16 protein-coding genes are annotated in these 21,532 nt (G+C 70.6%); 9 read left to right on the top strand and 7 right to left on the bottom strand.

What is annotated here, in order from left to right; all coding sequences use genetic code 11:
• From ACFRKB_RS06105 to ACFRKB_RS06080, 6 genes are all read left to right on the top strand, one after another.
• Window positions 1–1,632 (top strand): substrate-binding domain-containing protein, encoded by a 1,632-nt coding sequence (locus tag ACFRKB_RS06105; protein WP_383103687.1) that lies wholly within the window; start codon window positions 1–3, stop codon window positions 1,630–1,632.
• Complete coding sequence (locus tag ACFRKB_RS06100) at window positions 1,629–3,620, top strand: DUF2264 domain-containing protein (protein WP_383103686.1); 1,992 nt, start codon at window positions 1,629–1,631, stop codon at window positions 3,618–3,620. The genes ACFRKB_RS06105 and ACFRKB_RS06100 overlap by 4 nt, the downstream gene beginning before the upstream one ends.
• Window positions 3,613–6,732: an alpha-mannosidase gene (locus tag ACFRKB_RS06095; protein WP_383103684.1), complete on the top strand. Its 3,120-nt coding sequence runs from the start codon at window positions 3,613–3,615 to the stop codon at window positions 6,730–6,732. The genes ACFRKB_RS06100 and ACFRKB_RS06095 overlap by 8 nt, the downstream gene beginning before the upstream one ends.
• Window positions 6,733–6,916: 184 nt before the next feature.
• A complete protein-coding gene (locus ACFRKB_RS06090) occupies window positions 6,917–8,065 on the top strand; it encodes an ROK family transcriptional regulator (protein ID WP_383103904.1) in 1,149 nt (382 codons plus the stop codon).
• Window positions 8,066–8,194: 129 nt separating this feature from the next.
• A complete protein-coding gene (locus tag ACFRKB_RS06085; protein WP_383103683.1) occupies window positions 8,195–10,099 on the top strand; it encodes a glycoside hydrolase family 97 protein in 1,905 nt (634 codons plus the stop codon).
• 122 nt (window positions 10,100–10,221) lie between these two features.
• Window positions 10,222–12,576 carry a glycosyl hydrolase family 95 catalytic domain-containing protein gene (locus tag ACFRKB_RS06080; RefSeq protein WP_383103682.1) on the top strand — a complete coding sequence of 785 codons (2,355 nt, stop codon included), beginning with the start codon at window positions 10,222–10,224 and terminating at the stop codon, window positions 12,574–12,576.
• A 16-nt stretch (window positions 12,577–12,592) separates the two neighbouring features.
• On the opposite strand, the gene ACFRKB_RS06075 is transcribed toward ACFRKB_RS06080, so the two are convergent.
• From ACFRKB_RS06075 to ACFRKB_RS06050, 6 genes are all read right to left on the bottom strand, one after another.
• A complete protein-coding gene (locus ACFRKB_RS06075) occupies window positions 12,593–13,975 on the bottom strand; it encodes a tannase/feruloyl esterase family alpha/beta hydrolase (RefSeq protein ID WP_383103680.1) in 1,383 nt (460 codons plus the stop codon).
• A gap of 210 nt (window positions 13,976–14,185) precedes the next feature.
• On the bottom strand, window positions 14,186–15,088 hold the full coding sequence (locus ACFRKB_RS06070) for a MauE/DoxX family redox-associated membrane protein (protein WP_383103679.1): 903 nt from the start codon (window positions 15,086–15,088) through the stop codon (window positions 14,186–14,188).
• Between the two features lie 28 nt (window positions 15,089–15,116).
• On the bottom strand, window positions 15,117–15,734 hold the full coding sequence (locus tag ACFRKB_RS06065; RefSeq protein ID WP_365975078.1) for a cell wall protein: 618 nt from the start codon (window positions 15,732–15,734) through the stop codon (window positions 15,117–15,119).
• 14 nt (window positions 15,735–15,748) lie between these two features.
• Window positions 15,749–15,952, bottom strand: a complete 204-nt coding sequence (locus ACFRKB_RS06060) for an RlpA-like double-psi beta-barrel domain-containing protein (RefSeq protein ID WP_326613926.1) — start codon at window positions 15,950–15,952, stop codon at window positions 15,749–15,751.
• A gap of 421 nt (window positions 15,953–16,373) precedes the next feature.
• Window positions 16,374–16,994: a hypothetical protein gene (locus ACFRKB_RS06055; protein WP_383103677.1), complete on the bottom strand. Its 621-nt coding sequence runs from the start codon at window positions 16,992–16,994 to the stop codon at window positions 16,374–16,376.
• A gap of 114 nt (window positions 16,995–17,108) precedes the next feature.
• Window positions 17,109–17,246 (bottom strand): hypothetical protein, encoded by a 138-nt coding sequence (locus ACFRKB_RS06050; protein WP_383103676.1) that lies wholly within the window; start codon window positions 17,244–17,246, stop codon window positions 17,109–17,111.
• A gap of 172 nt (window positions 17,247–17,418) precedes the next feature.
• Here ACFRKB_RS06050 and ACFRKB_RS06045 point away from each other — a divergent pair, with 172 nt between their 5' ends.
• From ACFRKB_RS06045 to ACFRKB_RS06035, 3 genes are all read left to right on the top strand, one after another.
• Entirely contained in the window at window positions 17,419–18,090 is a 672-nt protein-coding gene (locus ACFRKB_RS06045; RefSeq protein WP_383103674.1) for a response regulator transcription factor, read from the top strand.
• Entirely contained in the window at window positions 18,087–19,421 is a 1,335-nt protein-coding gene (locus ACFRKB_RS06040) for a sensor histidine kinase (RefSeq protein WP_383103673.1), read from the top strand. The genes ACFRKB_RS06045 and ACFRKB_RS06040 overlap by 4 nt, the downstream gene beginning before the upstream one ends.
• Before the next feature lie 198 nt (window positions 19,422–19,619).
• Entirely contained in the window at window positions 19,620–20,507 is an 888-nt protein-coding gene (locus ACFRKB_RS06035; protein WP_383103672.1) for an SIS domain-containing protein, read from the top strand.
• Window positions 20,508–20,537: 30 nt separating this feature from the next.
• Here the strand turns inward: ACFRKB_RS06035 and ACFRKB_RS06030 are convergent, their stop codons facing one another.
• Window positions 20,538–21,434, bottom strand: a complete 897-nt coding sequence (locus ACFRKB_RS06030) for a helix-turn-helix domain-containing protein (protein WP_383103902.1) — start codon at window positions 21,432–21,434, stop codon at window positions 20,538–20,540.
• Between the last annotated feature and the right edge of the window lie 98 nt (window positions 21,435–21,532).

The following is a 21,532-nucleotide window of genomic DNA, read 5'->3' as shown; positions in this document are numbered from 1 at the left end:
ATGAAGCCATCACTCAATCGCCGCGGCTTCCTCGCCTCGGCCATCGGAGTCGGAGCGGGTCTGGCCCTCACCGGCTGCGGCGACTTCCGTCCCAGGCCGGCCCATCTGGCCAACGCGAACGCGCAGCTGCCCACGTACATCCAGTACAAGGGCGTGCCGACATCGATGCCCGCCACGCAGGACGGCGTCTCCGCCGGCTACCAGCACTTCCCGGCCGATCCCCCCAAGGCCTTCCCGGACGGCCCGCCCGCCATGGGCCCCGCCATCGACATCATGAACCTCATCTTCAACCCGGTGCCGCCGCCGGTGGAGAACAACGTGATGTGGCAGGCCCTCAACAAGTACATCGGCTGCGACATCAACTTCGCGATCACCCCGGTCAACGACTATCCGCAGAAGTTCGCGGTGACCCTCGCGGGAGGCGATCTGCCGGACGCGATGCTGATGCTGCCCCCGGACCAGAACAGCGCCGCCACCCCGGACATGCTGTACAGCCTCTTCGAGGACCTCACCCCGCACCTGTCCGGCGACAACATCCGGGACTATCCGTACCTCGCCAACATCCCCACCGACTCCTGGCGCCCCTGCGTGCGCAACGGCGGGATCTACGCCCTCCCGATGCCCCGCCCGGTCTCGGGCGGCCCCGTCTACACCCGGCTCGACCTGTTCCGGAAGAAGGACCTCGACCCGAACCCGAAGACCTGGCGCGAGTTCGTCCAGCTCTGCAAGGACATCACCGACCCCAAGGCCCACCAGTACGCTCTCGGCGACCCCGTCACCACGTGGAACCTCGTGATGCAGATGCTGGGCGCGCCCAACTGGTGGCGTGAGGAGCGGGGCAGGTTCACGCACCACTTCGAGACCGAAGAGTGCAAGCAGGCCATGGACGCGGTCAACCAGCTCAAGAAGGCGGGCGTCATGCACCCGGACGCCTTCGCCGTGAAGGGCAAGTTCAAGGAGTGGTTCGGCAACGGTCAGATCGTCATGCACCCCGACGCGCCCGTGGCGTGGAACGATCTCTACACCACGTACGGGCCCGTCTCCGAGGGACTGGACATCGGGTACATGATGCCGCCCGACTGGGACGAGAGCACCACCGGCGGCCAGTGGCAGGGCCGGGCCAACTACGCCACGCTCATCATCAAGAAGGCCCCCAGGGCGCGCATCCAGCAGATCCTGCGCGCCATGAACGCGCTCGCCACCCCCTTCGGCACGGACGGATATCTGCTGCGCAAGTACGGCGTGCGGGGTCCCGATCACACCCTGAAGGGACCGGATCCGATCCCCACACCGAAGGGCACGGCCGAGACCTACCTGCCGACGATCTTCGCCACCGACTCGCCGTTCACGCTCTACTACCCGCAGAAGCCGGAGATCGTGCCCGACCAGTACGCCTTCCAGAAGGAAGCCGTCAAGCGGCTGATCCCCAATCCCGCCGAGGCGCTGTACTCGGCGACGGACGCCAAGATGTCCAAGCTGTTCTTCGCGACGCTCGACAGCCTGCGGATGGGCATCATGCAGGGCCGCAACGCCCCCGGTGAGTGGGACAGCGCGGTAAAGAACTGGCGGGCGAAGGCAGGCGACAAGATGCGCGCCGAGTACGAGCAGGCGTGGGAGGCCCGCCACCGATGAACCGCACCCCTGCCGAGGACCGCGCCCACTGGGAACAGACCGCGGACCGTATGCTGCTCGCCGTCCGGCCGTACGCCGGCGCCGGGCACGAGCTGATCCACCTGCCCGGTACGGCGAGCCACAACGGCGCGCACAGCGATGGCCTTGAGGGGTTCGCCCGTACGTTCCTGCTGGCCGGTTTCCGGCTGGCGGGGGCGGCGGGCGCGGACCCGCACGACCTCGCCGGATGGTACGCGGCGGGCCTGGCCGCCGGCACCGACCCGAAGAACCCGGAACGCTGGCCCACCTTCGCGGAGTGCAACCAGGCCAAGGTCGAGGCCGCCTCCATCGCGCTCGCGCTGCACGAGACCCGGCCCTGGATCTGGGACCGCCTCGACGACCGGGTCAGGAGCCAGGTCCTCGACTGGCTCGCCCCGATGGCCGGCGACCCGATGCCCGGCAACAACTGGGTCTGGTTCCAGGGCGTCACCGAGGCCTTCGCCCGCACCGTCGGCGGGCAGTGGCGCCAACAGGACCTCGACCGGGTCATCGCGCTGACCGACGGCTGGTACGCGGGCGACGGCTGGTACTCCGACGGGCTCACCGGCGGGGAACACCGCAACTTCGACCACTACAACGGCTGGGCCATGCACCTGTACCCGTTGTGGTTCTGCCGCATCCTCGGCGACGCCGCACCCGTCGGGCTCCTCGACCGCTACCGGACCCGGCTCCGCCGCTTCCTGGCGGACCAGCGGCTCCTGGTCGGGGCCAACGGCTCGCCACTCGTCCAGGGGCGCTCCCTCACCTACCGGCACGCCGCACTCGCGTCACTGTGGACAGGCGCCCTGTTCGATGCCACGCCTCTGGCGGCAGGGGAAACCCGGGCGATCGCGAACCGCATGCTCGGCCACTTCACCGCCCACGGCGCCACCGACGCCCGGGGCCTGCTCACCCTCGGCTGGCACCGGCCCTTCCGCGGCGTCCTCCAGGTCTACTCGGGGCCCGGGTCGCCGTACTGGGCGAGCAAGGGCTTCATCGGCCTCGCCCTGCCGCCGCGGCATCCGGTCTGGACCGAGGAGTTGACCTCGCTCGCCGTCGAGGAGGCCGATTTCACCCGTGCGCTGGCCGCCCCCGGCTGGCTCGTCTCCGGCACCGCGTCCGACGGTGTCGTGCGCGTCGTCAACCACGGCGGCGACCACGCCGACCCGGCCCGACCGCACGCGGACGACCCCTGCTACGCGCGGTTCGCCTACTCGACACACACGGCGCCCGAGACCCCCGGCGACCCCACCGCGGGCCCTGGCGCCTGCGGGGAGGCCGACCCGCTCGACAACGCGGTCGTCCTGCTGGACGCGGCGGGGCGCGCCTCGCACCGGCGTCCGGCGACCAGGATCTCCGTGGACGGTGCCACGGCCGTCTCGCGGTCCCGCGCGCACTGGCCCGAGGACGGGACATGGGACCCGTTCGGTGGCCCCGACACCCGCTACACGCTGGGCCCTTGGATCACCGTCGGTTCGGCGTTGCGCGGCTCGGTCGAGGTACGGGCCGTACGCGTCGACGGCGATCCCGGGACCGGACACGTACTGCGTATCGGCGGCTGGGCGCTCGCGGTCGATCCGTCGTCCGCACCCCCTTCCGGCCCGGTCGACGGTGAGACCGCCCGGGTCGAGGGCGCCGGCGGTCTGGTCTCCGTCATCGTCGGCGCCCACCGGCTGCCCCGTTCCTCCCTGGTGGCCGGCACCGACAGCAACGCCCTCGGCGCCGTGTCCGCCACCCCCGTCGTGGAGACCGGGGGACCCGTCGCCCACGGCACCGTCCACATCGCGCTCGTCCACCTCGGCGGCACCGGCCCCGGCGCCCTGCCCGAGGTCACCACCCGCGCCCAGGACACCACCCTGCTCGTGGACGTGACCTGGCCGGACGGCGCCCGGGACACCGTCCGGCTGCCCGCTCCCGACCCCGAGTCCCCCACCGCGTACGGCCTTTGGAAGGACCAGCACCGTGCATGACGACCGCCGGATCATCGAGACCCGGATCCGCAAGCTCCTCGACCGGGTGATCCGTCCCGCCCTCTACAGCGCCGCGCGTCCCCTCACCCTGAGCGCCTGGCACGTCGACGGCGAACCCGTCCCCGTGGCCGACGCCCTGCACGCCGACTACGAGCCCTTCACGCTCGGCGCCACCTGGGGCGGCCCCTGGGCGACGACCTGGATGCGGGCGAGCGCGGAGATTCCCGAGGAGTGGTCCGGGCGCCGGGTCGAGGCCGTCTTCGACCTGGGGTTCGACCTGACCAAGGGGCCGGGCGGTCAGGCGGAGGGCCTGGTCCACGACGCCCAGGGCGCTCCGCTCCAGGGCCTGCATCCGTACAGCCGCACCGTGCTCCTCGCCGAATCCGCCACCGCCGGCGACCGGGTCGACCTGCTGATCGAGCTGGCCGCCAACCCGCCCATCGTCGCCAGCGCCGGGCTGCACATCCACCACGGTTCACTCGACACCGCGGGCACGGCGCACATCTACCGGCTCGAACAGGCCGAGATCGCGGTGCGCGAGGACGACGTATGGCACCTCATCCACGACATCGAGGTGCTCGACGAGCTGATGCACGAGCTGCCTGTCGGTTCGGCCCGTCGCCACGAGATCCTCTACGCGCTGCGCCGCGCCGCCGATGCCATCGTCCCGGGCGATGTGGCGAACACCGCGGCCGAGGCCCGGCGCCGGCTCGCCGAGGTGCTGTCCCGGCCCGCGCACGCCTCGGCGCACACCCTCTCCGCGGTCGGCCACGCCCATATCGACTCGGCCTGGCTGTGGCCGGTCCGGGAGACCGTCCGCAAGTGCGCGCGTACGTTCACCAACATGACCACGCTGGCGGGCGAGTACCCCGAGCTGGTCTTCGCCTGCTCCTCGGCGCAGCAGTACGCGTGGATGAAGGAACAGCGCCCGGAGATCTTCGCCCGTATGAAGAAGGCGGCGGCCGACGGGAACTGGGTACCGGTGGGCGGCATGTGGGTCGAGGCCGACGGCAACCTCCCCGGCGGCGAGGCACTGGCCCGCCAGCTCGTCTACGGGCGGCGCTTCTTCGCGGAGGAGTTCGGCGTCGAGCAGCACGGCGTGTGGCTGCCCGACTCGTTCGGATACACCGCCGCCTATCCCCAGCTCGCCAAGCTGGCCGGCGCCCGGTGGTTCCTCACCCAGAAGCTCTCGTGGAACGAGACGAACAAGCTCCCGCACCACACCTTCGACTGGGAGGGCATCGACGGAACGCGTATCTTCACCCACTTCCCGCCCGTCGACAGCTACAACGCGTCGCTCACGGGTCGTGAACTCGCCCACGCGGAGAGCAACTTCGCGGACAAGGGGGTGGCCACCCGCTCGCTGGTCCCCTTCGGCTACGGCGACGGCGGCGGCGGGCCCACCCGCTCGATGCTGGAGAAGGCCCGCCGTCTGCGCGACCTCGAAGGCTCGCCCAGGGTCGTGGTCGAGGCACCTGACACGTTCTTCGCGACGGCCCGCGCCGAACGCGACCAACTCCCCGTATGGCGCGGCGAACTGTATCTGGAGAACCATCGCGGCACCTACACCAGTCAGGCCCGCACCAAGCGCGGCAACCGGCGTGCCGAGGCACTGCTGCGTGAGGCCGAACTCTGGGCCGCCACCGCCGCCGTCCTGGCCGGCGCGCCCTACCCGTACGAGCGTCTGGAGTCGCTGTGGCGGCGAGCCCTGCTCAACCAGTTCCATGACATCCTGCCCGGCTCGTCCATCGCCTGGGTGCACCGGCAGGCCGAGGGCGAGTACGCGGAGATCCACGCCGAACTCGAATCGCTGATCGCCGGCGCGGTCGGCCACCTGCCCGGAGGTTCCGCGCTCCTCAACGCCGGACCGTACGCACGCCGTGAGGTCGCCGTCGTCGCCGACGGCGGGTTCGCCGGTGGGCAGCGCCTGTCGGACGGGCGCACGGCGATCCTGGCCGAGGTCGCTCCGCTGGCCTCCGGCGGCACCGCGGGCGCGCCCCGGGGCGCCGTCACGGCCACGGCCCGGGACGGTGGTTTCGTCCTCGACAACGGGGTACTGACCGTCGTCGTGGACCGGCGCGGCCTGCTGACCTCGGTCTACGACCACTCCGCGGCGCGGGAGGCGATCGCTCCCGGCGCCGCGGGCAACCTCCTCCAGCTCCACCCCGACGACCCCAATCTGTGGTCGGCGTGGAACATCGACTCGTACTACCGCGACACCGTGCGCGATCTGGACGAGGCCGAGTCGGTGACCCTCGTGGACGAAGGACCGCTGCTGGCGTCGGTGCGGGTCGAGCGCGCCCACGGAGCCTCCCGGTTCGTCCAGCACATCGAGATCGCCGCGGAGAGCCGGCGGGTGACCGTCCGCAACGACATCGACTGGCAGGAGCGCGACACCGTGCTGAAGGCGGCCTGGCCGCTCGACGTGCACGCGGAACGGGAGAGCGCCGAGATCCAGTTCGGTCATGTGCAGCGGCCCACACACGAGAACACGAGCTGGGACGCGGCACGCTTCGAGCTGTGGGCGCACCGCTGGGTGCACGTCGGCGAGCGGCACTGGGGCGCCGCCCTGCTCAACGACTCCACCTACGGGCACGACGTCCGCCGCGACACCCGGGACGGCGGCGGAACCACCACGACGGTGCGGCTCTCCCTGCTCCGGTCCCCGCACAGCCCCGATCCGCAGGCCGACCGCGGCGAGCACAGCTTCAGCTACGCGCTGCTGGCCGGGGTGGGGATCGAGGAGGCGATCGCCGGGGGTTACGCGCTGAACCTGCCCTTGCGTCCCGCCCCGGCCGACGCCCGGTCCCTGGTCGAAGTCGACACCACCGACGTCGTGGTGGAGTCGGTGAAGCTCGCGGACGACCGCAGCGGCGACCTCGTGGTCCGGCTGTACGAAGCGTGCGGCGGAGCGGTCTCGGCACGTCTGTCCGCGGGTTTCCCCCTCACCGCCGCCTTCGACTGCGACCTGTTGGAGCAGCCGGATCAGGAGTTGACACGCGGGTCCGCCGAAGGGGCCGTGGATCTCAGGTTCCGGCCCTTCCAGATCCGTACCCTGCGTCTGCGTCCCGCCATGGAGCGGGCGCGGTCGCTCGATCCGACGGGCGGCTGAGCACGGCGCGTCCCGCGTACGGCCCCCGCGCCGTACCCCGTTCCCCGTTCCATCGATCTGTTGCCCGGGGAGCGGCGGCTGTGCGGCACAGCCGCCGCTCCCCGAGGCCGGGAGAGGTACTTTGACCACCAACGCGAGGAAACCCGAGAAGGGCACGATCCGGCGCGGCACCAATCTGCCGCGCATGGGGGACTTCAACGAGTCCGTGATCCTGGACGCGATCCGCAGACACCCGGCGGGCCTGAGCCGGGTCGAACTCGCGCGGGCCACCGGCCTGTCCGCGCAGACCGTTTCGAATATCACCCGCCGGCTGCTCGACCAGGGCGTGGCCCGTGAATCGGGGAAGCAGAACACCGGCAACGGGAAACCCCGCACCCTCCTCGAAATCGTCCCGACCTCTCGCTACGCGGTAGGAGTCCATCTCGACCCCGCCGTGATCACCTGTGTCCTGGTGGATCTGCTCGGCACGATCGTCGGCCATCGCAGCCGGCGGACCCCGAGCGGCGGTGACACGGACGGGACTGTCGCGAACATGGCCGCCTCGGTGCGCTCGCTCGTGGCGGAGTCGGGGATCGACGAGGCGCGGGTGCTGGGCCTGGGCATCGCCGCGCCGGGGCCCATAGACGCGTCCGCCGGCTGGGTGGTCGATCCTCCGGAGTTGTCCGGCTGGGGCCGCTACCCGCTGCGTGACCGGCTCAGCGAGGCGACCGGATTCCCGGCGCTCCTCGACAAGGACGTCACGGCCGCGGTCGTCGCGGAGCGCTGGGCCGGGGCGGCCACCGAGAGCCGCAACCTGCTCTTCTTCTATCTTGGCACCGGCTCCGGGATGGGGCTGGTGGTGGACGACACCGTGCTGCGCGGCGTCTCAGGGAACGCGGGCGAGGTCGGTGGGCTCGGCGCGGCCTGCTCGACACGGACGCTCGTCGACGAGGCCATCGCGCTGGGTGTTCTCGGTGCCGAGTACACGGTGCTGGATCCGGCCGACGCCCAGCACGGTCTGGTGCGGCTGGCGCGGCTCGCCGCCGAGGGGAACGCACAGGCGGACGGCATCATCGAGCGCCTTGCCATCCGCGTCGGCCGGGGGGTCTGCGCGGCGGCGACGCTCCTGGACGTCGAGGCCATCGTCTTCGGCGGACCGACATGGCTCGTGCTCGCCCCCCGTCTTCTCGCGACCATCGAGCCGATGGTCGCACGCTCCCCGTTCGTCAGGGCGACCCATCCGACGACGGTCGTCTCCACCACGCTGGGCGAGAACGTGGCCGCGGTGGGAGCGGCGTCCCTGGTCCTCGATCAGGCCCTCTCCGCCCAGCCCAGGTCTCTGCTGCTGGGGTGAGGCCACGCCGCCCCGAAGACGCGGCCGCATCGCAGCCACCCGATGAATTGCTTGTCAGGTACATTGACACGCCCTCAGATCTCCGCCACGCTCCGATTCATCCGATGACTGGAGGAGGGTGGCTCCGCGATGGCGGTCCATGTCCGTATCCGCACCACTGTGTTGACGCTGTGTCTCGCGCTCGCGGCAGTGCTGTTGGCAGCACTGCCGGCCGGCGCCGAGCCTGCCGTCTGGAAGGTATCCGCCCCGTCCGCGCACGCCGGGCACGGCCCTGGTGCCGTACTGGGACTCGATCCCGCCGACGGCAGCCCGTCGCTGGAGGTGACCCACGACGGGCGGACCGTCATCGCGCCCTCTCCCCTCGGCATCGTCACGGAGAGAGCCGACCTCTCGGCCGGGCTGCGTCTGCTCGGACGCACCGACCGTCAGGTCTCCGAGTCGTACCGCACCACCGTCGGCAAGGACCGCGCCCGCCGCGCCCGGATGACCGAGGCGCGCTTCCGCTTCGGTACCGCGGACGGCGCCAGGCTCGATCTGCTCGTGCGGGTCTCCGGCGACGGTGTCGCGTACCGCTATGTGCTGCCCGCCGACACCGGCGATGTGGTCCGTGAGACCTCCGCGTTCACGCTGCCCGCGGGCTCGGCGGCCTGGCTCGGCAGGTACCGGAAGGACAACGAGAATCTGTTCGTCCAGTACGACGCGGCCGGCGCCCCCGCCGGCGAGTACATGATGCAGGCGCTGTTCAGGGCCGGTGACCGCTACGCGCTGGTCGCCGAGTCCGACCTCACCGGGACCTACTCGGGCGCGCGCCTCGTGCACGACGCGGGGTCGGCCACCTACCGTGTCGGGCTCTGGGACGAGCGGGTGCGGGTCGACGGGGCACTCACCACTCCCTGGCGTGCTGTGATCACCGGCGATCTGGCGACCGTCACCGAGTCCACGTTCGTCGACGACCTCGCCCCCGCCTCGAAGGTCCGTGACACCTCGTGGATCAAGCCGGGGCCCGCGCTGTGGACCTGGCTCGCGGGAGGCAGGCCCGCTGGGCAGAGCCTGGAGCGGCAGAAGGCGTACGTCGACTACGCGGCCCGGCGCGGCTGGCCGTACACCGTGGTCGACGCGGGCTGGTACTTCGACCCGGACCAGTGGGACGTCACCGACCCCGGCTGGCAGACGAACAGCTGGATGCCGGAGCTCGTGCGGTACGGCCGTGAGCGTGGCGTCGGCATCCAGGTCTGGATCCACCACCGTGACCTCGACACCCCCGAGGAGCGGGAGCGGTGGCTGCCGACGCTGGAGCGGTGGGGCGTCAAGGGCGTGAAGATCGACTTCATGGACTCCGAGGCGCAGGAGACCTTCCGGTGGTACGACACGATCCTGGCCGGGACCGCGGAACACCATCTCCTCGTCAACTTCCACGGCTCGACGATCCCCAAAGGCATCCACCGCACATGGCCGCAGGTGATGACGATGGAGGGCGTCAACGGCGAGGAGAAGAAGACCAATACCCCGGAGCACCTGGCGACGCTCCCCTTCACCCGCAATGTCATCGGCGGGATGGACTACACGCCGGGCGCCTTCCACCGCGCGGAGCGCCCCAACGCCGCTTCGGACGCGGGCGAGTTGGGGCTGTCCGTGCTCTACGAGTCCGGCATCCAGAACCTCGCGGGCACACCGGAGTCGTACGACGAACGCCCCGAGGCCCGGCGCTTCCTGGAACAGATCCCGGCGGCCTGGGACGAGACGAAGCTGCTGGCGGGTGACCCGGGCAAGGGCGCGGTCCTGGCCCGGCGCGACGCCGAACGCTGGTTCATCGGCGGCATCTTCGCCGGGTCGGCCCGCACCGCCGAGGTCCCGCTGCGCTTCGGCCACGGCACGTGGCTGGTGGAGACGGTCACCGACGGCCCCGGTGGCCTGGTGCGCGAGGGCAGGACGCTGCGCGGCGATGCGCGGCTCTCGGTACCGGTGGTAGCGGACGGCGGCTTCGCCGCGGTGGCGTGCCGCTGGCATCAGGGCCGCACCAGCTGCGACCGCTGATGCGTGTCGCGCTAGGGCCGGACAGGGCCTAGCGACGTCGTCGGCGCCCGGACGCACCCGGGCCCCCGTGACAGCACGGCAAGTGTGCGTACCCCTCTTCGTATGAGCCGCCGGGAGGCATCATGTCCACTGCACCAGATCCGTCGAGAAGGACCCTGCTCGCCACAGGTACCGCGTGGGGCGGCGCGCTGGTCGTGGGAGGCGGCACGGCCGCGTCGGCCCAGACCGTCTCCGCCGCCGGAGAATCCGGAGCACCACGGAACGCGCCGGTGGAACCGCACATATCCCCGGACGCCTGGCGCACCGTCCTCGACGACGCCGACCCCGTATGGCAGCGGATGCCCACGACCTGGTACGAAGGCCCGTTCCTCGGCAATGGCTTCCTCGGCTCCGGCATCTACGCCGAACCGGGCGCGAACGCGGTCCGCTTCAATGTCCAGCACTCCGAAGTCCAGGATCACCGGCCGGAGTTCGGCTCGCTCTTCGGCCTTGCCCGGCTGCCGATCGGTTACTTCACACTGGAGCCCGTCGGTACCATCACCGGCCTCGACTGGCGGCTGCGGCTGCGCGACGCCGAGCTGACCGGCACCCTCACCACCACCGCGGGCTCCCTGACACTGCACGCCTTCGTACACTCCTCGACCGACCTGCTCGCCGTCGAGGTCACGCCCAGCGAGGGAGAGCGCGGCTTTCGCTGGGTCTTCCACCCGGCCGTGGCGATCAGCCCGCGCGCCGCGTCCAAGCCCATCCCTCAGGGATACGTGGCCAATCCACCGGCCACGATCGAGCGACACGGGGACGTGACCGCCGCCGTGCAGCCGCTGCTCGCGGGCGGCCAGCATGTCACCGCCTGGCAGGAAGTGGCCCGCCACGGCAGGCGCACCCTCTATGCGACGGTCGCGCACTCCCACCCGGCGACCACCGCCCGTGACCGTGCGCTGCGCTCCGTGCGGAAGGCTCGGGCGGTGCCGTACGACGTGCACGCGCTCCCCCACCGCGCGTGGTGGCAGCGCTACTACCGGAAGGGCTTCCTGTCACTGCCCGACGCCCGGTTGCAGCGCTTCTACTGGATCCAGCTCTACAAGGTCGCGGCGGCCGCCCGCAAGGACGCGCCGGTGATGGCGACCTCAGGGCCGTGGCTGGAGCCGACGCCCTGGCCCAACACCTGGTGGAACCTCAACGTGCAGCTTGAGTACTGGCTGATCCACGGCTCGAACCATCTCGAACTCGACGCCGTCACCCGTGCGTTGAGCGAGTTCCGGGATCAGCTGGGTGCGGAGGTCGCCACTCCCTACCGTGGCGACTCGTACGGCATTCCGCGCACCACCGACCCGCGGCTCGTCAACGGTGGCGCCACGTCGGGAGATCTGGGCTACGGCGTCGGCATCCCCGGCCAGGACCCGCCCACCCCCGAGGTCGGCAACCTCACCTGGGCACTGCACAACGTCTGGCTCAGCTACCGGCACACCATGGACGAGACCATCCTGCGCGATGTCCTCTTCCCGCTGCTGCGCAAGGCCGTCAACTACTATCTGCACTTCCTGACCCCCGGCGCCGACGGCAAGCTGCATCTCCCGGCGACCTTCTCCCCCGAGTACGGGGTCAACTCGCCCGATTGCAACTACGACCTGATGCTGCTGCGCTGGGGTTGCCGTACCCTCCTCGACTCGGCCGAACTGCTGGGCGAGCGGGACCCGTTGGCGAGCCGCTGGCGCGAGGTGCTGGCCAAGCTCACCCCGTACCCGGTCGACGGCAACGGTTACATGATCGGGGCCGGGGTGCCGTTCGCCAAGTCACACCGCCACTACTCGCACATGCTCGCCGTCTATCCGCTGTACGAGGTCACGGGCCGGACGGCGGACGAGCGCGCGCTGATCGAGACATCGCTCGCCCACTGGGTCGGCTTCGAAGGAGCCCTCCAGGGCTACACATTCACCGGCGCGGCCTCCATGTCGGCGCTCCTCGGCAAGGGCGAGGACGCGCTCAGCTATCTCGGTCAGCTGATGACGCGCTTCATCCAGCCCAACACCATGTACAAGGAGTCGGGCCCGGTCATCGAGACCCCGCTGTCCGCCGCCCAGTCGCTGCACGACATGGTGTGCCAGTCCTGGGGCGGCACGATCAGAGTGTTCCCGGCGCTGCCCGCCGCCTGGCGCGATCTGGCCGTACACGACTTCCGTACCCAGGGTGCCTTCCTGCTCAGCGCGGTACGGGAGAAGGGCGCGACCCGCTGGGTACGGCTCACCAGCGAGGCCGGCGCCACGTGCGTCGTACGCCACGGCATGGCGGGAGCCATCGAGGTCCGGGACGGCCGGGGCCGGCCCATGAGGTACGAGCCAACCGGCGAGGGCGAGATCCGCATCCCCCTCCGCAAGGGTGAGGCGGCGCTCATCACCATGGCCGGTGACTCCCCGGATCTCACCATCCGCCCCGTCACACCCAACGAACCGGCCCTCCGGTGGGGGCTGCCCGCCTGACGGCGGTCCGGCGGGTTCACCGCAGTGCGCAGGAGTTCACGACGTCGCCGGAGGCGGGTTTCGGGACGGTACGGCTCGCCGGTGGGGCCGTACCGCGCTCGACCCACTGTGTCAGTGCCTCGAACGCGCTCCGGTAGCAGGGCAGGATCGGACGCAGCCGGTCCGGGTAGGTGTCGTAGAGCCCGTCGACATGGGTGCCGCCCTCGATCGTGTAATAGCGGTGCAGCCGGGCCCGGTGCTGGTCGTCGATCATGCCTGTGTAGACGTCCGAGTCGGTGGCGATCGGCAGCAGGGTGTCCAGCGAGCCCTGGAGCGTGATCATGGGTTTGCCGATCTTGCCGGTCAGCGACACGCGCTCGACGGCCCGGTGGACGGAGCGCGGCCGGGCCGCGTAGTCGTACGAAGCGTCCGAGGCGCAGGGCGCGAGGATCTCCGCGGTCGTCGAACCGGCCGACGCACCCGGGCAGTTGGGGTCGTACGTGGGGTCGAACTCGGCCCGGTAGACCTTCTGGGTCAGCCCCCAGTAGGCGCTCTGGTGATAGGGCCAGAGGAACTCACTGCCCCGGGCGAACCCGGCCGCGTACATGTCCTCGGCTCCCGCGCCGCCCGCCCCGTACGCGACAGCGGTCGGCAGATAGGTGAGCAGATTGGGGCCGCCCTCCGTCCAGAGCACGCCCTCCCAGTCCACTCCGCCGTCGTACAGCTCGGGATGGTTCTCCAGCTGCCAGCGGGTGAGATAGCCGCCGTTGGAGGTGCCGGTCATGTACGTGCGGCGCGGGGCGTGTCCGTACGCGCGCTGGAGGGTCTTGCGCGCCGCGCGGGTCAACTCGGTGGTGCGGCTGTTCCATTCGGCGACCGCGTCACCGGGCCGGGTGCCGTCCGTGTAGAAGTCGGGGCCGCTGTTCCCCTTGTCGGTGGAGGCGAACGCATAGCCCTGGGCCAGCACCCAGTCGGAGATCAGCGGGTCCAGCGAGTACTGCTTGCGGGTGCCGGGCGCGCCGGTCACCACGAGGCCGCCGTTCCAGCGGTCGGGCAGCCGGATCACGAACTGGGCGTCGTGTTTCCAGCCGTGGGTGGCGTTCAGCCGCGAGGAGTCGGGGAAGTAGCCGTCGATCTGGACACCGGGCACACCCGAGGGGTTCTGGGTGCCCTTGGCGAAGAGCGGGGACCAGTCGGTGGAGTCGGTGTACTGAGTGCCGGCGAGCGCGGCGCTGGTCAGGTCCGGCAGACAGGCCGTGGTCTGGAATTCCGCGCCGGGCACGGAGACACGCTCACGGGCGCCGCAGTGGGACGGCGCCGCACCGGCCTCCGAGGCCGGTACGGGGGCGGGGGCGGCGCCGGTCGCCGTGACGGCCATCAGCATGGCGGCCAGCACGGTGACACCAGTTCTCACACGCATGGATCTCCTCCGATGGGCTCGCCCCGGGGCGGGTGCGTCATGTGCCATGGCGCACATCGTCAGCGCCCTCGGTGTGTCGGACCATGTGGACGGCCCATAGTTCCGGGAGCCGGGAAGTAGAGCGAACACCCACCCCGGCCGGACAGGGGGCGGGCCCGGGAGCGTATGTGACGCCCCCGGCCCCGCTCCCCGGCCGCTGCGCCGGCAGCGTCAGCCCGCCAGCGGCAGCGCCTTCCGCGACGGCACCGTGCTCAGCAGTTCCGCTCCCACCGGCTCCCCACTGTCCGCGTCGAGGAAGCTGACCCGGACGACGGGGTCACCGGGGGTGTCACGGCTGGACGTGGCGTCGAGTGCGAACACCACGGAGACCGGCCGGGCCCCCTCCGCTGTCTCGTACACACCCGAGAACAGGAGAATGCGCCAGCCGTCCTCCTCCCAGTGGTCCAGCAGAGCCGACCGGACCACGGGTGAAGCGGCCTGCCAGGCAAGCGAGTTCTCCAGCAGCTCGACACTCGCGGCGACCGGCACCCGGTCTCCCGCCCCGGTGCCGAAGAGCGGATGCCCGAAGACACGCAGCCTCGCCCGACGCAGCGGCAGCAGCCACCACCGGTCGAGATCGGCCGAGAGCGCGATCAGTACGACCGCGGCGGCGGCCAGGAATCCGAGCGAGCCGGCGGGCCGCCCGGAGACCGTGGACCACCAGCTGCCGGGCGCCACGGCCGCCGTCACACCGCCCGCCAGCACCACCGCGGCGCGTGCGAACGCGCGCCAGGTGATCGGTGTGTCCTCGTTCGCCGAGCAGCCGCACGAGGACTCCGGGGCGAGCGCCCGCCCGTAGCCGAGATAGCCGAGAAAACCCGCGCCGAGAAGGGCGGCGGCCGCCCCCGGCACCGGGTTCGCCGGTACGGCCAGCAGCCCCGCGGCGATGAGCAGTTCTCCGGCGCCGACGCCGCGCAGCACCAGCGCCGCTCGCTCGCTGCTGCTCAGCATGCGGGCCAGCGCCGTCTTCGGCGCCCCGAGCACGGTGCCGCGGCTGAACAGTTTGACCGCGCCGGTCCACCCCAGCAGACCGGCAAGGACCAGCGGGACGAGGCCCGTTGTCAGTGAGAGCATCTCTCCGTCTTCCTCCTCGGTCCCGCTGTCAGTGCCCGACCGAGATACGGACGACATCCACGGAGTTGTCGGACGGCCGCCAGGCCCCGAGGACCTGGGCACTCTGCCCGATGCGCAACTGGGACAGGTCGGACGTGAGCGCGCGGCCCGCGTACGAGGCGTTGGTGGTGTCCGGAAGGACGTTGCCGACGACCTCGTGCTGACCGTGGGCGAAGTGGAGCCGGTTCTTCGCGATGCCGCGGATCTGGGTGTCGAGGTTCACGATGTTCACCCACACCGCGTCGGCGGCTATGGTGCCGTCGGGCATCGGCACACCCCGGGCGTAGAGCCCGTCACCGATCTCGATCGCCGCGGCGGTGGTGGCACGGACCTTCCACACACTGGTGGCGTTGGTCATCTGGACGCGCGCGTGGTCACCGTAGGAGCCGGCGACCTCCAGGACGCTGCCGGTGATGCCGGTGATCCGGCCCTCCACGAAGGAGGACTTCGCGATGGCGGGATCGAGTGACGGCTCGGCGGCGAAGGCGGCGTCGGCGTCGATGCCGCCGAGCGCGGTCGCGCCGATGATGGTGGCGCCGCTGAGGGCGGCGGTGGTGAGGAAGCGACGGCGGCCCAGGCCGCGGTGGTCCTCCTGACGAGAGGTCATGTCCGCGTCCCTTCTCACTCGTAGATGTAGACCGGCAGCTTGCCGGAGCTGAGGTTGCCGATGGCCGAGAAGGCGGCCGGGGTCAGATCCAGGACGCGGTTGGTGCGGCAGGCACCGTTGCAGCAGGCGGCCTCGCCGCACCACTCCTTGGTACGCGGTCCGCAGTCGGTGATCGTGATGCACACCGTCGCGCCGGAACACTGGTGTCTGACGTTCATCACGGCGCCGCAGCCGCGTCTGGGAATGTTCTCGCCGCACAGGTCGGGCCGGGTGATGTCCCAGCATGCCTGTGACGCGTTGGGCCAGGCGCCGTGGTTGGCGCTCGAACGGCAGTTGCCGCAGGCGCCGCCACCGGCGCTGCCGCACGGACCCCACGAGGATCCGCAACAGAACCAGCTCGTTTCACCAGCCCACAGGCTGGTCGATCCACAAGCCATCGTGCCGCCTCTCTCCGTTCGGACTTTTTGACAAGTCCATGTCAAGTTCAGGACGGTCGTGCATGGTCGTGCGCTCGAAGCAACCCCATGATGCTGATGTCTACGCGCGTTGGCTAGAGGGCACGTTGAGAGTCTGCCGGGTGGCCGACACGCCGGAAGGCACCGCGCGACACGCGGTGCCTTCCGGCGGATCCGGCCCGGATCAGGCGCTGAGCAGGAGCCAGCCCCCGAGGCCGCCGCACATGCTCGCGTTGAAGGCGTCGGTGCGGAAGCCGGGCGGCACGGGCACGCCGGGACAGATGTACTGGCCGACGCGGGCCAGTTGCTGGAACCACACGCCGATGTTGCCGCAGCCAGTGCTCACGTGGCCGGTGAGCACGTAACCGGAGGGGATCGGTGAGCCCGCACAGACCCACTGACCGTCGCGGGCCAGTTGCAGGAACCAGGTGTCGATGTTGCTGTTGCAGCCATTGGCAGTGTGGAGGGTGATCACATAGCCGGTGGGGATCGGCGAGGTGGCGCAGACCCAGATCCCGTCCTGCACGGGCTGTATGTACCAGGCACCGGCGCCGTTGCAGCCGTTCGCCCCGCGGCTGGTGACCACCCAGCCCTCGGGTATGGGCGTACCGGGACAGACCCACCCGGGGGACGCCTCAGCGGCGGCGGCCACCGGCGCCGTCCGGGGCGCCGCACTGGCCGGGCCGACGGCGGTGCCGGTGAGGACGGCCACCAGCATGGCGGCCACCCCCACCGCGGCGGCGAGCCGACGCCGGACCGCCACCACCAGTGAGTGTTTGAGCAGTTGGCGAGATTTGATCTTCACTTCACACCAGTCCCATCGACGGATCCGTGAAGCGCCGCACGATGGTCGTGCGGCGCCTGGCTGTGGAGCCGAAGTGACCCTAGTGGGAAGCGAATCGCCGGAACGGTTACCTCATCAACCTGGCCGAAACTCGATATGCGGGCCCGTCAACGCTTCTACGAGGCGTGGAGGGCGGAGCAGCACCGTGACCGGCGCCTTGTCGACACCCGCGACCTTGTCCGGCGCGTCGAACTCCACCGTCACCTTGATCACCGGCTCATCTTGGCCTTCCGCTCCTGGCTCATGGTGTCCCCGGCACTGCCACCGCCTCCCGGGCACGAGCGTTCTGAGCACGGTGAGGAGACATTGGCAGCAGTGTGTGTTTCATCGCTTTCACCGAAGCTGTAACACCCGTGAAAGGTGTTCTTCGGGTACACAGGTATCCATGCGCGTGCTTGTTGTGGAGGACGAGGAATTCCTCGCCGAGATGATCGCGGAAGGGCTGCGTCAGAACGCCTTCGCCGTCGATGTGGCAAATGACGGCCTGGAGGCGATGCGACGGCTGACCTTCGGCGCGTACGACGTGATCGTCCTGGACCGCGATCTTCCCGGACTGCCCGGCGACGAGGTGTGCCGGCAGGTCGTCGAGCGCGGGCTCCTCACGCGCATCCTGATGCTGACCGCGTCCGGAACGGTCCACGAACGGGTGGAGGGCCTCGCCCTGGGGGCGGACGACTATCTGTCGAAGCCCTTCGCGTACGAGGAGCTGGTGGCCCGCGTCCTGGCTCTGGGCCGCCGCTCCAACCCCATGCTGCCCCCCGTGATCCGACGTGCGGGAATCGTGCTCGACACCTCCGCGCGCCAGGCACGACGGGACGGCCGCCCGCTGCGCTTGTCCCTGAAGGAGTTCGCCGTGCTGGAAACACTCCTACGGGCATCGGGGAGCGTCGTCAGCAGTGACGATCTTGTCGAGCAGGTGTGGGAAGAGGAGATCAGCTACCGCACGAACACGGTAAGGGTCACCCTCAGCCGGCTCCGGACGAAGCTCGGCCCGCCCGATGTGATCGAAACCGTCCCCGGTGCCGGATACCGCATCGCGGCGGAGGACGACCGGTGACCGGCCCCGGCCCGTCGTCCCACGGCCTCGGACAGGGCGCGCGACTCTTCCGGTCGCCGGCGCTGGGCAGCGAACGCGCCCGCCTCACCGCGCTGTGCACCCTGATGCTCCTGCTGGCCGGAGGCGGCCTCATCGCACTGATCTACGTGTTGCTGGGGCAGGGGTTGTACACCAGCATCGGCGGAGCGGTGATGAGGCTCCCCTCGACCGGGATAGCGAGCACGCACGGGCCTGAAGCGGAAGGCCGTCAACGCCAGGATTCGCCGTCGACACCCGGGCCGACTCCGGAGGCGAGCCTCCTCGGCCCCGCCACCGGACAGATCGACAAGGCCCCGGTGCCCGCCGACGCGGCATCCGTCAAGTTCATCGATGATGTGCGGGACGCCGCCCTCAACGAGCTGCTCGTCGTCTCCCTGATCGCCCTCGCCGCGTTCGCCGCCGCGGCGGTCGCCGTCGCCTGGTGGATGGCCGGCCGCGTCCTGCGCCCCGTACGCCACGTCACCGAAACCGCACGACACCTCTCGGCCACCAACCTCCACGAACGCATCGCCCTGCGCGCACCACCCGGCGAACTGAAAGTGCTCGCCGACACCTTCGACGAAATGCTCGACCGCATACAACAACTCGTCAACGCCCAGCAGAGATTCGCCGCCAACGCCGCCCACGAACTCCGTACCCCCCTCACCCTCCAGCGCGCCGCCGCCGAAATCGGTCTCGCCGGCAACCCCGACCCCCAACAAGTAGCCCGCATCCGCACCAAACTCATCGAAACATCCGAACACCAAGGACACCTCATCGAAGGCCTGCTCCTCCTCGCCGCCTCCGAACAGGGCATGCGACGCCAGGAACCGGTCGACCTCCATCACATCGCCCACGCCGCAGTCCTCACCGCCACCCCCGAAGCAACCGAACACCACATCACACCCCACCTTGAACTCCAGCCCCTGCGCACCACAGGCGACCCTGTCCTGCTCGAACGACTCACACACAACCTCGTGCACAACGCCATCCGCCATAACCACCCCGGCGGCACCATCACCGTCCGCACCGGCGACGGCCGCCTCGAAGTGAGCAACACAGGACCCGTCATCCCCGCCCCCACCGCCCCCCTCCTCTTCGAGCCCTTCCGCCGCATCGAAGAACGCCGCCATGCCCCCGGCGAGGGCGTCGGCCTCGGACTCTCCATCGTCGCCGCCATCGCCCGCGCCCACGGCGCCACCGCCGAAGCAACAGCGAACCCCCAGGGCGGCGGCCTCACCATCCGCATACACTTCACACCCGACAAATCGAAAGAACCAGACGAAACACCCCATACCGCAACCCCTCGGTAGACGATCGATGCCCCGTCGGCGGGGGGGGGGGGGCGGCGGGCCGCCGGAAGGGCTTTCACTTCCGAGCTCGCACGCTTGGACAAATAACAATTGCGTAGCTTTTGGATATTGACCCGACCAAAAGCGGCCGATTTACTCCGTGGCATGCCGACGACGCATCGCTCACCTTCGGCTCGCCCGAAGTCTCCGGGAAGAATCATGTCCCACACCAGCGACGAGATCGCCACACAGCCGGAGTGCTGGGAGCGGGCGGTGCGCGAAATGCCCCTCCACGCCGCCGCGTTGCCCGTTCCGGGCGAGCGGGTCGCGGTCATCGGCTGCGGCACCTCGCTGTTCATGGCCCAGTCCTACGCACGGCTGCGCGAGGGCGCCGGTCACGGCGCCACCGACATCTATCCGGCGTCCGAGGCGAAGCTGCTCCGGCCCTACGACCGGATCCTCGCCCTGAGCCGGTCCGGCACCACCACCGAGGTCCTGTCGGCGCTCAAGGGCGCCGGAGCCGCGGCGCGTATCACCACGATCACGGCCGTCGCCGACTCCCCGGCGGCGGCCCTGGCCCACGATGTGATCTGTCTGGACTACGCCGACGAACGGTCCGTGGTGCAGACCCGGTTCCCCACCACCGAACTGATGCTGCTGCGTGCCCATCTCGGACTGCCCACGGCCCGCGCGCTCGCCGATGTGATCACGGCCCTCACCGCGCCGCTGCCGGGCGGGCTGACCCGGGCCGGCCAGATCACCTTCCTCGGCGCCGACTGGAGCATGGGCGTCGCCCATGAGGCGGCGCTGAAGGTGCGCGGCGCCGCGGCCCACTGGACGGAGTCGTACTCCGCCATGGAGTACCGGCACGGCCCCATGGCCGTGGCCCGCCGGGGCCGGGCCGTGTGGAGCCTCTCCCCCGTGCCGGACTCACTCGTCCGCCGGGTCGCGGCCACCGGGGCGTACGTACGCCGCCCGCGGCTGGACCCGCTGGCCGAACTCGTCCTCGCCCAGAGGCTCGCGGTCCGTCTCGCGGAGAACACCGGCCGGGATCCCGACCGGCCCGCCCATCTCGCCCGCTCGGTCATTCTCGACCCCCTCTGCTGAACTTCCCTCACCCGGCTCGGCGCACCCGCTTCAGCGCCCCCGGCTCGGCGTCGGCGCGTCCTGAGCCGTACCCGCGGCCGGCGGCCCGTGCGGTGGACTCATGCCCTCCTCGCTGTCCCGTGTGAGGAGCCCACGGTGGTGCTGCTCGCGGAAGCCACTGGGCGAAAGGCCCACGCGCCGGTTGAAGACGCGGGAGAAGTAGGCGGGATCGTCGTAGCCGACCCGGCGCGCGATGGTCGAGACCGGCAGATCTGTCGTGGCCAGCATTTCCTTGGCCCTGCCGAGGCGGATCGTCATCACGAAGTCCTTCGGTGTCGAGCCGGCCAGGCGCCGTACCACCTCGCGCAGTTCGGCGACCGACACGCCCAGGCGCCTCGCGTGCCCGGCGATCGACACGGCCAGACACGCGTCCCGCGTCAGGCCGGAGAGCACCATTCCGTGGCGCGAGGACTCGTCGGCCCGCTCCCGGCGAAGGGCGAGCAGGACCTCATGGACGAGGGCCGACGTCTCGGTCTCCAGATACGGGCTTCCCCTGCGGCATGCCTGGGCCACCCGGCTGATGGCGCGTACCGCGGGCTCGGCGTTCGTCAGGGCCGTTACCGGTGTGTCGGTTTCGATGAAGCCGAGCTCTTCGTACGCCTCGGCCGCCTGTCCGGTGAAGTCGATGAACCACTCCGTCCATCCCGGGTCGTTGGCCCCGTAGTGGTGCACCACATAGGGACGGAGCCAGAGCACCGCCGGTGCCACCACCTCGATCGTGGGCCCGTCCGCCGTACGGAACCAGCCGGAGCCCCGGGAGACGACCACGGCGACGTGGTGGGGAAGCGTCCGGGGTCCCACCGTCGGCAGCCGGCCGTCCTGGTGGCCCACGCCGAGACACATCAGACCGAGCCGGCGGTGCGTGGGGCCCGGTGTGAGGTAGTGCATCCATTGCAGGTACGGCAGTGCCACGGCAGTCCCCTTTACCCGTTCCAGGTGCGGCCGGGGTGTGTCGTCCTGTTCCCGGCGTGCAGCGATGCGAACGC

The sequence above is a fragment of the Streptomyces scopuliridis genome, from assembly GCF_042790125.1.
Lineage (GTDB): Bacteria > Actinomycetota > Actinomycetes > Streptomycetales > Streptomycetaceae > Streptomyces > Streptomyces scopuliridis_A.
The sequence above is the reverse complement of the archived record's forward strand: the minus strand, read 5'-3'. Positions and strand labels throughout refer to the sequence as shown.